Below are 14,874 nucleotides of genomic sequence, written 5' to 3'. Positions count from 1 at the left end.
AATTGGTTAGTAAAGGTTTCCATTCTCCCCGTTTGGAAACCTTTCTTTTTTTATACCCGTTTTGGGATGGCGGAGCGATACGGAAAAAAGAAATGCCCGGGTATCACCCGGGCATATTCATTTGTCTATTGTTTCTGAACTATTAAAAGTAGAATTGTACGCCGATGCGCGGAGCTAATGAGTTAGCGTTTAGTCCAAAGGAATTGGTGGTTAAGCTTCCGCCTTCTTCCGCTTTCAGTGTATTTGTTTGGTAGTACAGGCCTCTTACAGAAAGTTCGATGCCGATTTTGCTGGTTGGGAAATAAGCGAAACCAGGAGCGAGCTCGACACCATATTGCTCCGTGTTGCCTAATTTAGTGTCTCCTTCTTTGGCTGTACCCCAACCCATGGGAACGGAAAGCTGCCCGAAGAATTTGAAGTCGCCTTCACCCTTGTACAGACGAGCGAACGGTGCTACGCTAAATACGCTCAGCTTATTGCCCTCGAATGCCAGTGCATCGGTATTTTCGCTATAGGAATAGCCAAGGCCGGTTCCTACAGCGATGTTGTCGCTAACAAAAAAGCCGACAGACGGCAGGATGCCTAACGCATGCCCTTCAACATCTGCATCTTTTACTTTCGTATAATCGTAGGATACGTTTCCGCCAAGGATTACTTTTCCTTTTTCGGTTTGGGCGTTAGCTGCCAAGGTAACAGCAACGGCTGCAGATAAGGTTAAAAACAGTTTTTTCATTTTGTGAAAATTTTAAGTTAAACATTTTGTCGATAGTCCCCCTCCTTTGGACTATTTGACTTTATTAGTCAGTAATCAAGATAGGTGCCAAACTTCACTGCTTGGTAGCCTGCAATGTCATGGATTTGTCGCTTTTATAAAAAAGTCCTTTAAACAGCCACTAAACGGTCAATTTGTAATATTAGTTGGGGTATTTTGGTGAAATATTGGCAGTGAACATGTCAGGAATTTTTAATTATTGACTTTTTGACAATAAATGTCAGTCATAAAAACGTCACCAAAAAAGCCAAGTGTTTTGGGCACTTGGCTTTTCGCTGGATATCCCCGGTGGATTACTCGAAATATTCCTTTATCCGTTCAAAGAATGTTTTTTCATTTCGTCCGGGTTGCGGTTTGAAGTTCGGTGAGTTACGTAACCGTTCAAGAAGTTCCCGTTCTTCGGCCGATACCGCTTTGGGTGTCCATACATTTACATAGACCAATTGATCCCCTTTATGGTAAGAATTCACCTCAGGCACACCCTTTCCTTTTAGCCGTAAGATTTTTCCTGCCTGGGTGCCGGGCTCTATCTTGATTTTGGCCTTGCCATCGATAGTCGGAATTTCCACGCTGGTACCTAGCGTGGCATCCACAAAATTGATATAAAGATCATATATGACGTTGGTTCCGTCCCGTTTTAACGTCTCGTGCGGTATCTCTTCCACAAGGATGATCAAATCGCCCGGTACACCGCCGCGGGGCGCGGCGTTGCCTTTGCCGCTCATAGAAAGCTGCATGCCCTCGCTTACCCCGGCCGGGATATTGATGCTGATGGTTTCCTCCCCACGTACCAGTCCGTCGCCATGACATACGGGGCACTTCGCGGAAATTTCTACGCCTTCGCCGTTACAGGTAGGGCAAGTGCTTGTGGTCTGCATCTGCCCCAGAATGGTATTGGTCACCCGGCGCACGGCACCGGTACCGCCGCAAGTGCGGCAGGTATGAAACGACGATTTATCTTTTGCACCGCTGCCATCACAGGTAGTGCAGGGAACCTGTTTGTTTACTTTGATCTTCTTTTCTGTTCCTTTGGCGATTTCCTGCAGGGTCAGCTTCACTTTGATGCGCAGGTTGGTTCCCTTCGCCACGCGGCGGCCACCACGTTGGCCACCACCGCCTCCAAAAAAGCTTTCGAATGGACTGCCCCCACCGAAAATATCGCCGAATTGGCTGAATATGTCTTCCATATTCATGCCCCCGCCACCGTACCCGCCGGCTGCGCCGCCCGTATGTCCGAATTGATCGTATCGCTGCCGTTTCTCGGGGTTGCTGAGCACTTCATAGGCTTCGGCAGCTTCCTTAAATTTTTCCTCTGCCTCTTTGTTGTTCGGGTTCTTGTCTGGATGGTATTTAATTGCCAGTTTGCGGTAGGCCGACTTTATCTCCGCTTGGTCTGCATTGCGCGAAACCCCCAGTACGTCGTAATAATCTCGTTTTGCCATGCTTTACCTATACAATTAACTACCTACCACGACCTTCGCGTGCCGCAATACCTTGCCGTGCAAGAAGTATCCTTTTTCCACCTCGTCAATGACTTTGCCTTTGAGCTCGTCATTCGGAGCAGGTATGTTGGTGATTGCTTCCTGCAATTCGGCATCGAACGGTTTGCCGATAGACTCCATTTCCTTCAGGCCTTGATTGGCCAATATACTTTTCAGTTTATGCCCAACCAGGGAAACCCCTTCTTTCAGTGGGCCGAGCTCTTTAGCCGTTTCAAACGCTTTCAGTGCCCGTTCAAAATCATCGATTACGGGCAACAAACTTGCAATGATTTCTTTGCCGGCGGTTTGCATCAGTTCCAGGCGTTCCTTAGATATGCGGCGCTTATAATTTTCAAATTCGGCATAAAGGCGCACATATTTGTCATTGGCCACCGCCAATTCAGCTGCCAGCAGTTGTTCCGGTGTTTGTTCGTGTGCGTTTTGCTCCTCGTTCACCTTGTTTCCGGTGTCTGCAGTTTCGGTTGGCTGCACATCGTGTGCAGCAGCATGTTCGTCCATTATTTCCTTCTCGTTATCTTGTTTTCTTTTATTTTTCGCCATAGTTAACGTCAATGTAGTCCAATGGTTGAAAATATGTCTTCAATTTCGTTGCCAATGGGTAAAAAACCGCCACCCTGTCAGGTTCTTATATTATGGGGCCACAAAATGGCGCATCATACTAAATAGAGACATTGTCGTGCAACGCGCCATCGGCTGTTTTAATGATGCGTGAAGGCATGTTCCGGATAATCTGGTAATCGTGGGTGGCCATGAGTACCGCGGTTCCCCCCCGGCTGATTTCTTTGAGCAACAGTACGATTTCTTCCGATGTTTCGGGATCGAGGTTTCCTGTAGGCTCGTCAGCCAAAATGATCTCGGGGTTGTTCAGCAAGGCTCGTGCAATCACCACCCGTTGCTGCTCTCCGCCAGACAGTTCATGCGGCATTTTTTTGAGTTTGGAGCGCAAGCCCACTTTCTCCAACACGTCCAGCATACGGTTGCTGATGAGTGCCCTGTCTTTCCATCCCGTTGCCCGCAGGGCAAATTCCAGATTTTTTTCCACTGTCCGATCAGTGAGGAGGTGGAAGTCCTGGAAAACAATGCCGAGCTTTCTGCGCAGGTAGGGCACTTCCCGTTCCGTGAGTTTTTTGAGATCAAAGCCGGCAACCATCCCTTCGCCGCTGGCAATGTGGAGGTCGCCGTAAATAATTTTCAGTAAGCTGCTCTTGCCGCTGCCCGTTTGCCCGATGAGGAATACAAATTCACCCTTGTCAATTCTCAGGCTCACGTTGGCGAGCACGAGGTGTTTAGGTTGGTAGATATCTACGTTTTTGAGTGTGATTACCGTATCGCCTATCATAAGCTACAATTCTAATTTTTTAATCTGTCCGAAGGGCATTTCCTTGACAATCGCCATAATGTCGGCAGCCTTATCGCCTAACCCCAGTTTCTCCAACGATTTATCCGGACGGTCTACCCTGAAATAGGCAAGTAATGTGAAGGCGTCGTCACGAAGCTGGACATAGTCCGGTATTTTGGCCACACCTTTGACTTTTATGACATACATGGTGCGGCAAAGTTAGCATTAATTGGGTGAAAGATAAAGGCTTTATCGATGTTGGGCCAAAAAATCCAAGGTGTTCACGCCATCGGCGTAATCGTTCAGCGCCGGCTGCTGGCTATCGCCGAAGCCAACCACTGGCGTGGGGATAGGAAGCTCTTCGGCAGCCACCACGCACTGCAGTTGAGGAGCCAACGCGGTGAGACGGTTCGTTAAGCCATCCCGATCGCCATATACTTCAAGATATAAAGTGGCTAGCGGCGACGCAATCCGTTCATCGGGTTTTACCAACAAGAAGCCGTTGTCGTAATGCGTGTCGCCGTTAATTAGGTAAATGGATTTGTTGTAATCGTAATTGTTGGCGTACTTATAATGGTTAATGATGTCTGAAAACGCCGTTATACCCTCAAAAAAAGCGGATATTTCATATCCCTCCGGCACAAATAGTTTAGACACATTGCGGCAGCCAAGACCGAAATAATCGAATACATCAGCGCCCAAATTGTGGCATTCTTCTTTGCTTTCGTTTCCAGTGAGCACGGCGATGCTGTTGCGGTTTTTCCGGATGATGTGGGGTTTGTTGCCAAAATAATAGGTAAAGTAGCGGGCGCTATTGTCGCTTCCCGTGGCGATAACCAGGTCAAAGCCTTTTAGTTGCTCCACCAGCGCGATTTTTTTTGTAAAGCGCGGTTCAATCAATTGCAGGCTATCCAATAGATACTTAGTGAGCAGCGCATCGTTTGCGGAAGGTTTTACTTGAATGCTGAAGCCAGCACAGAGCGCGCAAAGTATATCATGAAATCCGACCAACGGGACATTGCCCGCCAGGACTAGACCGACGGTCCGGTCAATTTCCATATCAAACGGATATGGGGCAAGCCATTCATTGAGTTTGCTTTCGGATAAGTTCAAGGCTATGGAATTCAATGCCTTACGGACATTGGGAGCCGTGAACCAGGGATTGTGGTGAGCGGCCGATAGGACAAGTCCGTGCAGGGAGCCATCCTCGGCTCGCAAATAATCGCCTAAAGCGACGAAGGCATTTATACGTTGTTTCTTTGTCAAAATGTTATGCTTAAACTCAGAATTGCACAATATTTGTTTATATTTGCAGGAAATTTAGTATTACCAAAAAAGACTACTTGTTTTGTAGTTAACTTTCTTGTGTAAGAAACAGGTGCAAAAATAGCTTTTTTATTGATATAATACTTGTAAGGATTTAAATGGCGATCAAGATAACAGATGAATGCATCAATTGCGGGGCCTGTGAACCGGAATGCCCGAACAATGCAATATACGATGCGGGGGTTAGTTGGAGGTTTTCCGAAGGAACGGCACTTAACGGTGTTATCGATTTTGGCGACGGTACTACGTTGGATGCCAATGAAGAGCAACCGGCGTTATCTGATGAGGTGTATTATATTGTGTCAGATAAATGTACGGAGTGTGTGGGGTTTCATGATGAACCGCAATGCGCTGCGGTATGCCCGGTTGATTGTTGCGTGGACGACGAGGATGTCCGTGAAACAGAAGAGGAACTGCTGGCCAAAAAAGCTTGGCTGCACGGGGAATAGCGAGTCTGCTTGGAGCCGCTTTTTTGTGCATATCAATAACGGAAAGTCCTTCGCTGTTGCGGCGTGGGACTTTCCTGTTTTATGAAATTCAGCATTTGCTTGGAACGACCAGTACGGGACAGCTCGCGCGCCTGACTACGCTTTCAGACACACTGCCAGATATAAAGTGATCAAACCCTGTGCGGCCGTGGGTTCCCGTAATGATGAGGTCTGCCGCCCATTCCTCCGCAACGGCGAGGATTTCTTGCTTCGGGTTACCCACGCGGCTGAATGTAAACACTTCTTTTACATCCAGAAAATCCTTGCTGATTTCCTCCAGCATTGCTTTTGAATTTTCTTCTTGTATTTCAGTGGTTTCCGGGATGATTATGGGCTGTTGGCCCATTAATGGGTCGGCGCCATAGCTGGTCGGTGCTGCCGGCTCTATGACATGGATCAATGCCACGGACGATTCCATGATTCTGGCCATGTTATGGCCATGCTCCAACGCCTTTTTTGAGCACTCGCTGTCATCTGTTGCGATGAGGATGCGGCTGTACTTTGCTGGTTTTGTTTCCATACCGTTAGGATTGGTGGTTATAAATGTCTATAGAGTTAACAACTATCCGGTGGATTTGGTTTTCTAATAAGGGCAAGGTGTTATAGTTATGATAGCTGTTGCATCAGTTGATCAAATTCGGCGCGCAATAGAGCCAATTCCTGTTCCACCTTGGCTAAGCGCAGCACAACCTCATTAGCGTTTCCCGTGTCTCCGGATAAACCGTTTTCATCGTCAAGGATCTCCTGTGTTCCCAATAGGTGGATGTACCGGGCTTCTTTCTGGCCGGGACGCTTAGGCAGTTGTTTTACGTAGGGCTGTTCCGCTTGGGCCAGGTTATCCAGTAATGACTGAACTTCATCGAGCGATTCGAATTCAAACATCCGCCCGGCGTTTGTATTCAGTTCGCCCGGTGTTTGTGCACCGCGTAGCAGTAAAAGGCAGATGATGGTGATTTCCGCGGGTATTAAAGGATATATTACCGCAAAGTTATGCTTGTACTTGGTTACCCGGCTGGATCCCCCAGTTACTGTAGATACCAGTCCTTTTTTTCGGAGTGTATCCAATGTGGTAATGACGGTGCTTTCATCGTAATTGACCACAGGTTTTCGGGATGTTTTCTGGTTACAGGCGGAAACCAAAGCGTTAAGTGTCAGCGGATAATATTCCGGTGTCGTTCGGGCTTTCTCCATTAAGGCGCCCAGAACGCGTTGCTCCTCGGCGGAAAGAATAGGCAATGCAGGTGTCGTATCCATGGTTCAGCTATATGCGTCAGTCTCCAAAAATGTGATTTTTATTACACATAAGCAACTATCAGGGAATCTATCGGAACATACACGTGGTATCCACTCTAAAAACTGCTATCTTCGCGCGGTAAACAAGTTACAACGTTGCTTAAGATTGCCTATCATCCCAGCTATGTGCATCCGCTGCCTGAAGGGCATCGGTTTCCGATGATTAAGTATGAACTTATCCGCGGCCAATTGCTTCATGAGGGTATTGTTCAGGAGGTTAATTTCTTTGAACCGGCACCGGCTGATTTTGATCTCATAACCAGTGCTCATGAGCCCGAGTACTGCCGGCAGTTGCTGCATATGCAACTGACACCGGCAATGGTGAGGCGAATAGGCTTCCCCCTGTCTGCCGGATTGGTAGATCGGGAGCTGCGTATCGTACGCGGCACGATAGAGGGTTGTCATTTTGCTATGGCGCATGGCGTGGCTTTTAATGTAGCGGGAGGTACGCATCACGCAGGAAGCAATTGGGGGGAAGGTTTCTGCCTGCTGAACGATCAAGCTGTAGCAGCCGCTTACCTGCTTGGGCGTGGCATCTGCCGCCGGATATTGATCGTCGATCTTGACGTACATCAGGGAAACGGGACGGCGGAGATTTTCCGGGATGAAAATCGGGTATATACTTTTTCCATGCATGGAGAACGGAATTTCCCGTTTCGCAAGGAACGTTCCGACCGGGATGTGGGCTTACCGGACGGGGTAGGAGACGATGTATATCTGGATTTGCTGACACACCACTTAACAATGGTGTTTAGCCATATACAGCCGGATTTTGTTTTTTATCAGGCGGGGGTAGATGTGCTGGAAACCGATAGACTCGGAAAACTGGCATTGACGAAGGCGGGATGCCTAAGGAGGGACGAGCTGGTGTTCCACCTTTGCCGGGCTGCCAATGCACCGGTGCAGGTAAGCATGGGTGGAGGATATTCCGTCCATGTCCGTGATATTGTGGACGCCCATTGTCATACATTTAAAGCTGCCATACGTATTTTTGAATGATAATATACTGAGCCTATGTTTTACCATGCTGATGCCGCGATTGAGCAGCTGTCCATTCACCGTGTAGGTAACAAGATGCAGGATGAATTTTACGTCATCACGGACGGACCTGTTGCCCTGCAGGACGACACATTGTCCGAACTGCTGAAACATTACTTTTTAAGTCCATTTGCGAAAGTGAACGAAGTGTATCATTTTTCTCATCCCAGCGGCACTTTGGAACTTAATGAGATGTATCATTTTGCCGATGCCTTCTTTACCGGCGGCTTGGGCTTCCATGAGTTCAGCCAGCAGGTATGTAAGCACCTTTATGCCGCGTCCAACCACCCCAATATCAAAGGAGGGGAGTTGTATGCGGTACACCTGCGGGGCGTACAGATGGAAGGTGAGCTGCATGAAGCAGTGGGCATATTCAAATCTGAAACTAAAGAGACCTACCTAAAAGTGTATCCTTCACAAGGCGCATTCAATGTCGGCTACGAGCAGGAAGCCATTAACATCAATAAGTTAGATAAAGGATGCATTATTCTTAACACCGCGCGCGGCGAAGGCTATCAGATATTGGTCATTGACCAGACGAATCGCCAGCAAGAGGCACTGTATTGGAAAGATGATTTTCTTGGCCTGACCATCCGCAACGATGCCTTTAACCAAACCGGTAATTTTCTTAAGATATATAAGAAGTTCGTGAACGAGGCGTTGGATGACGTGTTTGAATTAGAGCGTACCGATAAAATTGATTTGCTTAACCGTTCAATGAACTACTTTAAAGAGAAAGAAGCGTTTAAGCAAGAAGAGTTTGAAGAAGAAGTGCTAGGCAACCCTAAGGCCGTTCATTTGTTTAACGATTATAAACAGCAGTTCGGGGAAGCTCAGGATGCCTCCTTCGGTCAATATTTTGACATTTCCAACCAGGCGGTAAAAAAGGCTCAGGCCACTTATAAAAGTGTACTGAAATTGGATAAGAATTTCCATATCTATATCCATGGCAAACGGGAGTATATAGAAAAAGGCTATGACGAAGAAAAAGGGATGAATTATTACAAAGTTTACTTCAAGGAAGAACGTTAATTGTTAAATGGTGAATTAAGCCGGAATATGCTGTCGTGTGCCCGTTGCACAGGCGCGGTAAATGGCGTCGATGATCTTCAGGTCTTTTAATCCCTCTTGGCCGTCCACCGAAACCGTTGGGACATCGTTGTCCAGGATGATGCCGGCCATTGCATCCATCTGGAGGGTCTGGTGCATTACATGAGGCAAGCTGAGTTCGCCTTTGTTGGTCCGGCCTTTGGTGGGGCCGTAACCGGTGGCGGGTTGGAGTTCCGCAAATCCCTTTGTGCCATTCAGAAAGAAGCGATCGAGGTAGTTCATATTGTAGGTGGATAGGCAGGAAGCTACCGCGCCGCTTGGAAACCCAAGTTGAAACTGGATGGTTTCATCTACGCCTTCTTTAAATTTAGTGGTATCTGTTTTGGTTTCCTGTGCCGTTACCCACACAGGTTCTTCACCTACCATATAGCGGGCTCCGTTTATGGAGTAAATGCCAATGTCCATGAGCGCCCCGCCTCCTGCTAAAGCCTTGTCGAGCCGCCACTGGTTGGGGTCGCCGATTCGGAAGCCCGACAGCCCTTGAAAAAACATAATCTGTCCGAGTTCACCTGCCTGCCGCATCCTTACCACTTCCAACGTATTAGGTTCGAAGTGCATGCGATAACCCACGAGCAGTTTTACACCGGCTTTGGCACAAGCATCCACCATTTCTTGTCCTTCGGCGGCATTGATGGCCATTGGTTTCTCACAAATCACATGCTTCCCCGCCCTGGCCGAGCGGATGGCGTGTTCGTGATGTAGAGCGTTCGGCGTGATTACATAGACGGCATCGATATCGGGATTGTCTTTAATGGTGTCGAAATTTTCGTAGTTATAGCGGTTTCTTTCCGGTATATTGTATGTTGCGCCCCATTCCTTAAGCTTCGCAGGAGTACCGCTGATGAGACCGGTTATTTTAGCCCGTTTGCATGATTGCATTGCTTTGGCTACCCTGGAGGCATACCCCCCAAGTCCCATCAGTGCAACGCGCAGTACTTGATTTTGTTGCTTCGGCAGAAGGAGTCCTGGCTGGGCAAATCCAGTGTATGAAGAGAAAAAGGGCATCGCTATGGCTGATGCGGCTAACTTATGCAGGAAATCGCGGCGGGAATTGGTTTTCATCACAGATTTTGCGTTTGTACTGTTACATTAACAAAAATTCGGCGGGTTGGTTTTCCCGATAATGGTTTAGCAAAGATAAACGATCCTGGCATATTTCAGGAACAGATGAACCATTTTATCCAAACATTGTAATTCAGTATACATGCGTTGTTGGTATCATGGATACAGTGCTCAAAACCATTTTAGATTACGCGACTAAAGTCCACGCCGGGCAGACACGTAAATATACACCAGATCCATACATTTCTCATCCCATAAGAGTAATGGAAACCTGCAGGCAATATACCCATAATACGGCCGTATGTGCAGCTGCCCTACTTCACGATGTGTTGGAAGATACGCCGGTTACGGAACGCGATCTATTAGGTTTCCTGCATGCTGTTATGCCCCGGGATATCGCAGAGGAAACGCTTGGATATGTAGTGGAACTGACGGACGTATATACCAAAAGAGGATATCCGCAATATAACCGAAGAACGAGGAAAGGGATGGAACTTAAACGGTTGACGCGGATCTCACCGAACGCGCAGACCATCAAATATGCCGATATTATTGATAACGCCTCGGAGATAGTTATGCATGACCCTGACTTCAGCGAGGTATTGCTTGGTGAATACCGCCAATTGCTTGAGCATTTAGTGAGGGGAAATAGTAAATTGCACGCGCGGGCAATAAAAGCGGTAGGTGGAGGATGACGTTTTTTCAGTACAGTGTTTATTTTTTGCGTTGAGGGAATAAACCACCTTATGATCTTGTGGCCAAAGCGATTAGCGGAATAATGAAAAATTATCTGAAATTAATTTTGGAGCATATGGGCGATAATCCTATCTTTGCACCACTTTCCAAAACAGGAAAGCGTTCATAAAAACGGCGATTCCGTAGCTCAGCTGGTAGAGCAATACACTTTTAATGTATGGGTCCTGGGTTCGAATCCCAGCGGGATCACGTCTTGGGACAAGTCTAAAAAAGATAGACTTGTCCCATTTTTTTTACCCTGTAACTTACTGTTATTCTGATAGATAAGAGCGACCGTAGAATTTAGTCTTGCGGTTCGATGTCTTGTCCCGTCAAAAGACAAAAAATCGGGGAACATCGAACCAATTATTTCCCGTTTTTCCTCAATATCGCCGTTTTCATAGCGTCTATCAATGTTTGCGACCTTTTTTAATGCAGAAGCTACTAAGTCTTTTATCTCACTGCCTACCACAGCCAAATCATTTAATTGCCTCTCCAATTTTTCAATCTTTCCTTTGGTCAATTTCTTTACCTCTTGGAAATCATCGTCTGCCATTTCTCCATCAGCATTCTTTAAAAGTGCATTTTGATAGCGTTTGTTCAACGCATCAATCTCACCTATGATATTTGCCCGTTCAGCATTTGGATTTTGTTTTGGTCGTTGAAGTCTTTTATAAATGCTTCAATAAAAACGTCAACCATGCCTGCCTTTGGTGATAGATACCGTAACTGTTTTATAAAAGCCTCATTAACGGGTTCGGCTTTGAAACGTGTTCCGCAGGAGGAAGTACAATGGTAGTAGTTATAATATGAGTTTCTTCCTTTTGAAGCACTACCCGAAAGCCTCCTGTCGCAATTAGGGCATTTTAGGAAGCCCCTAAGAGGGAAATCCTCGGTTGCCATTATCTTGGGGTTAACGGCTCGCTTTCTTCCGTCCAGTACATCCTGTACATCTGCAAACAGCTTTTCGCTGATTAATGGCTCGTGCAGTCCTTTAACGAAATGCCCCTTTTCCTCTTTATAAGGAGGAATGAATATCTTGCCACAGTACAATGGGTTGCGGACGGCTACCCAAAAATTATTTTTGCTGAACCGCCCTTTTCCATCGGCTTTCTCCCGTAGTTTCCTCCATATCTGTTCTGTATTGAAATTATTGGAAGCGATTTGTTCAAATGCCCATTTTAATAAGGGGGCTTCAACTTCATGTGGGGCAATATATTTCTTTTTATCCTCACTAATCTTGTTGACATATCCCAATGGGGCAGTACCCATATACCGCCCCTCTTTTTTCGCCCTGCGCATTCCGTGAAAAACATTTAATGCACGCCTATCGTTTTCAACTTCCGGCGCCGCAAGATAGAACGCAAGCATGATTTTATTTTCGGGAATAGTTAGGTCTAAAGGCTGTTCTATTGCCACAGGCTCAACACCATGTGTCCGTAACTGGTTAATCATCTGATAGGCATCCCCTGCATTTCTACTGAACCTATCCCATTTGGTAAACAGCAGGATTGACCCCGTTCTGTTGTTCTTTGATTTACGTAGGTTAGATAAATATTCCTGCCACTCTGGACGTTTAAAAGATTTTGCCGAATGGTCTTCTCTATAAACATCCCTTATTGTAATACCTTTTATCTCACAGTATTTTCTTAAACGGTCTTCTTGGTCACGTTGTGAATACCCCTTGTCCGCTTGCTCGTCTGTCGATACACGTATGTATAAATCTGCCTTTCTCATCACAACAGTTTTCCTTGTTCATTAGATTAAAGTTTTCCTCTTAGATACTGGTTAACTGCAATGTGAGCTATCTTTTTGACAAACTCCAAAATAGCTTGCGCTTCCTCTAAATCAACCTCCGTTCCTTTCTTTTTCAAGATTTGCATAACTCTTTCGGGGGTTAAATCGTTCGTTTTTTCTTTCGCCATCTTCACTCATTTTGCTTGTTAAACAGAGCGGTTTTAATCCGCTACAAGCAAACTTATTGAGTACATGGAGTGGTATTAGATTATGTCGTTTGGCTGAATTATTTGGCACAGTCTGCCTGTTTAGAACTATTTTCCAAATGCTATCCTCATTACTTCCACGTTTGGCTATGCCTAAAGAGCGAGTATGCCTGTTGTTCACGTTTCATGGAGCAAAGGTATGTCCGTGTTCTTAACGTAGTCAAAAGGTCAAGACAAGTTTGGGAAAAAAATCTCCAGCCCGTTGGGTGTATTTTTTTTCCAAAACCTTTTGCCTACTAAACACTAACCTTTTATGCTCCCGAAACGAAACACAGCATACTCCGGCTCTTTACACGAATAAAAAAAATGTCAGGCATGAGGATTAAAAGCATTGGAAATAGTATTGAAACAAAACAACAGCACCACCTCTCATTGCCGAATAAATCAAAAAAATTAATTCAAAACAGTAAAGAAATGACACATCAAATAAACACATCGGAAGCAAGCGTATATGTCGGCACATACGGAAAATATAATGACGGTTCAATCTTCGGGGAATGGTTAACGCTATCCGACTATGCGGACAAAGACGAATTTTACGATGCTTGCAGAGAGCTACACGATGACGAGGAAGACCCCGAATTTATGTTCCAAGATTACGAGAACATCCCGAACGGCTTAATCGGCGAATGTTGGATAAGCGACAGCATATTTGAGGTTTTGGAGGCTTTGGAAGATATGGACGAAACCCGAAAAGAAGCATTTTTAATATGGTGCGACAACGGACATCATAGCTTATCCGAGGGGGATATAAACGACCTAATAAGCGATTTTGACGGTGACTATATAGGCGAATACAAGGACGAGGAAGATTTTGCCTATGAACAGGTGGAGCAAATGGATTTGCCCGAATTTGCAAAGCAATATTTCGATTATGAGGCTTATGCTCATGACCTGTTTTGCGGTGATTATTGGAGCAATGGCGGTCATGTATTTTATAATTCCTAATCCACAGGCGACCGCCTGCAAAGGTGGTCGCCTATCAAAAATCAAAGCTATGATAATAGAAACTTATAGAGCGACCCTAAAGCATGATACGGGCATGATACGGATAAAAGATAAAAGTAGTATCGCTAAGCGGTGAAAAGGGAGCAATACAACAGATAACCACTGCCGAGCATTGCCCCGAAAGTGCCATTATAAAATTAAAAAAGATTAACACTAAAAAAGTATAACGACATGAAAGCATTAAACGAAATGAACAACGTTGAAAAAAGGGTATTTGCTTGCCAAGCTATTCCCCGAAAACCTAAAAGATTTGACCCTTTTTGTACAGCAGGAAACCGAACGGTTTAGAGTGCAGGAGGAATATATACGCAGTATCTGGGCTGAGAGAACACTTGTAACGGCTGATTTTTGGTTTGGCTTGGTCAGTAATACCGAAAAGGTTTTAGAGTGGTTTAACGTCACGTTGCACCGTAGCCCACGGGTATTTTCCGACCATTTATTTAATGGCTACAACGCTATATTTTTAACAAACTGCCTTGTCGAGTATGCGGACAGGGAAGAATGTAGCCCAAAGCTGAAAGAAGCGATACACTTGCTTTTCGGACATGATAAAATGATTGTAGCAGACTTAAACCAATAGAACAATGCACATAATAGATTTAAACGGTCGAAAAAAAGAAGTTACCGACCTTGATAAAGCCATTCAGCAGGCAGAGAATTTTAAAGATATGCACCACATCCCACCAGTAGAAAGCGACAAGGAAAGGCAAGCATATTGGCGTGATATATACAAAAAATTAGTACAACTAAAATCAAAGTAAAATGAGCAATCTTGCAGATAAAACGGAATACAGGGCATTACGAATTATTGCCCAAATGGTAAAGCAATTTGAAAAACTGCACTACATGGATATGACCAAAATTGACGATTGGGATGCCATACAGGCGAGGAATTTATTAGAGGGTGTCATCCAGTCCAACGGCTACAAAATCAACTATGACAGGGGCAGTAATAAGCCGATTTTAAAGTTATAGCTATGTACAGGATTAAATTTTACGGGAGCGGTACGCCGTTCCCGTTATTTTAACTCAAAAGTCGGACGGGCAAAAAAGACAGATCCTCCCCAGGTCGGAACAGTCTTTTTTTTGGTAAGCGGAACAACTGTCGACTTCCCCGAATTAAGACTGCGTAATTTTACAAAATTCTCTTCAAATTAACCTAAACCTAAATACCCTAACACGCCTGTCTATCGCCTTC

At 45.6% G+C, this 14,874-nt stretch carries 19 protein-coding genes and 1 tRNA gene; 9 read left to right on the top strand and 11 right to left on the bottom strand.

Annotation, left to right across the window (positions count from 1 at the left end; translation table 11 throughout):
• Window positions 1-142: 142 nt before the first annotated feature.
• The 6 genes from BM030_RS16820 to BM030_RS16795 form a co-directional block, all read right to left on the bottom strand.
• Complete coding sequence (locus tag BM030_RS16820) at window positions 143-733, bottom strand: outer membrane beta-barrel protein (RefSeq protein WP_090974776.1); 591 nt, start codon at window positions 731-733, stop codon at window positions 143-145.
• A gap of 332 nt (window positions 734-1,065) precedes the next feature.
• Window positions 1,066-2,214 (bottom strand): molecular chaperone DnaJ, encoded by a 1,149-nt coding sequence (gene dnaJ / locus BM030_RS16815; RefSeq protein WP_090974775.1) that lies wholly within the window; start codon window positions 2,212-2,214, stop codon window positions 1,066-1,068.
• 15 nt (window positions 2,215-2,229) lie between these two features.
• A complete protein-coding gene (locus BM030_RS16810) occupies window positions 2,230-2,814 on the bottom strand; it encodes a nucleotide exchange factor GrpE (protein ID WP_090974774.1) in 585 nt (194 codons plus the stop codon).
• A gap of 118 nt (window positions 2,815-2,932) precedes the next feature.
• A complete protein-coding gene (locus BM030_RS16805) occupies window positions 2,933-3,613 on the bottom strand; it encodes a cell division ATP-binding protein FtsE (RefSeq protein WP_090974773.1) in 681 nt (226 codons plus the stop codon).
• A 3-nt stretch (window positions 3,614-3,616) separates the two neighbouring features.
• Window positions 3,617-3,820, bottom strand: a complete 204-nt coding sequence (locus BM030_RS16800; protein ID WP_090974772.1) for a fructose-6-phosphate aldolase — start codon at window positions 3,818-3,820, stop codon at window positions 3,617-3,619.
• A gap of 42 nt (window positions 3,821-3,862) precedes the next feature.
• The gene (locus BM030_RS16795; RefSeq protein ID WP_090974826.1) at window positions 3,863-4,879 is read right to left on the bottom strand and encodes an aldehyde dehydrogenase family protein; all 1,017 of its coding nucleotides are present in this window, start codon (window positions 4,877-4,879) and stop codon (window positions 3,863-3,865) included.
• Between the two features lie 158 nt (window positions 4,880-5,037).
• On the opposite strand from BM030_RS16795, the gene BM030_RS16790 reads away from it, so the two are divergent.
• Window positions 5,038-5,388: a 4Fe-4S dicluster domain-containing protein gene (locus BM030_RS16790; protein WP_090974771.1), complete on the top strand. Its 351-nt coding sequence runs from the start codon at window positions 5,038-5,040 to the stop codon at window positions 5,386-5,388.
• An 88-nt stretch (window positions 5,389-5,476) separates the two neighbouring features.
• Here BM030_RS16790 and BM030_RS16785 read toward each other — a convergent pair whose 3' ends face one another.
• Window positions 5,477-5,947, bottom strand: coding sequence for a universal stress protein (locus tag BM030_RS16785; protein WP_090974770.1), 471 nt, complete (start codon window positions 5,945-5,947; stop codon window positions 5,477-5,479).
• An 86-nt stretch (window positions 5,948-6,033) separates the two neighbouring features.
• Window positions 6,034-6,681: a YceH family protein gene (locus BM030_RS16780; RefSeq protein WP_090974769.1), complete on the bottom strand. Its 648-nt coding sequence runs from the start codon at window positions 6,679-6,681 to the stop codon at window positions 6,034-6,036.
• A 135-nt stretch (window positions 6,682-6,816) separates the two neighbouring features.
• Here BM030_RS16780 and BM030_RS16775 point away from each other — a divergent pair, with 135 nt between their 5' ends.
• Window positions 6,817-7,719 carry a histone deacetylase family protein gene (locus BM030_RS16775; RefSeq protein WP_090974768.1) on the top strand — a complete coding sequence of 301 codons (903 nt, stop codon included), beginning with the start codon at window positions 6,817-6,819 and terminating at the stop codon, window positions 7,717-7,719.
• A gap of 15 nt (window positions 7,720-7,734) precedes the next feature.
• Window positions 7,735-8,790, top strand: coding sequence for a nucleoid-associated protein (locus tag BM030_RS16770; RefSeq protein ID WP_090974767.1), 1,056 nt, complete (start codon window positions 7,735-7,737; stop codon window positions 8,788-8,790).
• Window positions 8,791-8,805: 15 nt separating this feature from the next.
• Here the strand turns inward: BM030_RS16770 and BM030_RS16765 are convergent, their stop codons facing one another.
• The gene (locus BM030_RS16765; protein WP_090974766.1) at window positions 8,806-9,930 is read right to left on the bottom strand and encodes a Gfo/Idh/MocA family protein; all 1,125 of its coding nucleotides are present in this window, start codon (window positions 9,928-9,930) and stop codon (window positions 8,806-8,808) included.
• 158 nt (window positions 9,931-10,088) lie between these two features.
• Here BM030_RS16765 and BM030_RS16760 point away from each other — a divergent pair, with 158 nt between their 5' ends.
• On the top strand, window positions 10,089-10,625 hold the full coding sequence (locus tag BM030_RS16760; RefSeq protein ID WP_090974765.1) for an HD domain-containing protein: 537 nt from the start codon (window positions 10,089-10,091) through the stop codon (window positions 10,623-10,625).
• A gap of 177 nt (window positions 10,626-10,802) precedes the next feature.
• Window positions 10,803-10,875 (top strand) — tRNA-Lys (locus BM030_RS16755).
• 408 nt (window positions 10,876-11,283) lie between these two features.
• Here BM030_RS16755 and BM030_RS16750 read toward each other — a convergent pair.
• Both BM030_RS16750 and BM030_RS19905 read right to left on the bottom strand, forming a co-directional pair.
• Window positions 11,284-12,402: a recombinase family protein gene (locus BM030_RS16750; RefSeq protein WP_244519028.1), complete on the bottom strand. Its 1,119-nt coding sequence runs from the start codon at window positions 12,400-12,402 to the stop codon at window positions 11,284-11,286.
• Window positions 12,403-12,428: 26 nt separating this feature from the next.
• Window positions 12,429-12,590, bottom strand: a complete 162-nt coding sequence (locus BM030_RS19905; protein WP_170845795.1) for a hypothetical protein — start codon at window positions 12,588-12,590, stop codon at window positions 12,429-12,431.
• A gap of 492 nt (window positions 12,591-13,082) precedes the next feature.
• Here BM030_RS19905 and BM030_RS16745 point away from each other — a divergent pair, with 492 nt between their 5' ends.
• From BM030_RS16745 to BM030_RS16730, 4 genes are all read left to right on the top strand, one after another.
• Window positions 13,083-13,616: an antirestriction protein ArdA gene (locus tag BM030_RS16745; protein WP_170845794.1), complete on the top strand. Its 534-nt coding sequence runs from the start codon at window positions 13,083-13,085 to the stop codon at window positions 13,614-13,616.
• A gap of 259 nt (window positions 13,617-13,875) precedes the next feature.
• The gene (locus tag BM030_RS16740) at window positions 13,876-14,256 is read left to right on the top strand and encodes a hypothetical protein (RefSeq protein ID WP_090974763.1); all 381 of its coding nucleotides are present in this window, start codon (window positions 13,876-13,878) and stop codon (window positions 14,254-14,256) included.
• Between the two features lie 4 nt (window positions 14,257-14,260).
• On the top strand, window positions 14,261-14,437 hold the full coding sequence (locus tag BM030_RS16735) for a 3-isopropylmalate dehydratase (protein WP_090974762.1): 177 nt from the start codon (window positions 14,261-14,263) through the stop codon (window positions 14,435-14,437).
• Window position 14,438: 1 nt separating this feature from the next.
• Window positions 14,439-14,651, top strand: coding sequence for a hypothetical protein (locus tag BM030_RS16730; RefSeq protein WP_090974761.1), 213 nt, complete (start codon window positions 14,439-14,441; stop codon window positions 14,649-14,651).
• Window positions 14,652-14,874 lie beyond the last annotated feature (223 nt).

The sequence above is a fragment of the Parapedobacter composti genome (assembly GCF_900112315.1).
Lineage (GTDB): Bacteria > Bacteroidota > Bacteroidia > Sphingobacteriales > Sphingobacteriaceae > Parapedobacter > Parapedobacter composti.
Note: the sequence above shows the minus strand (reverse complement) of the source record. Positions and strands in the feature narration are given on the sequence as shown.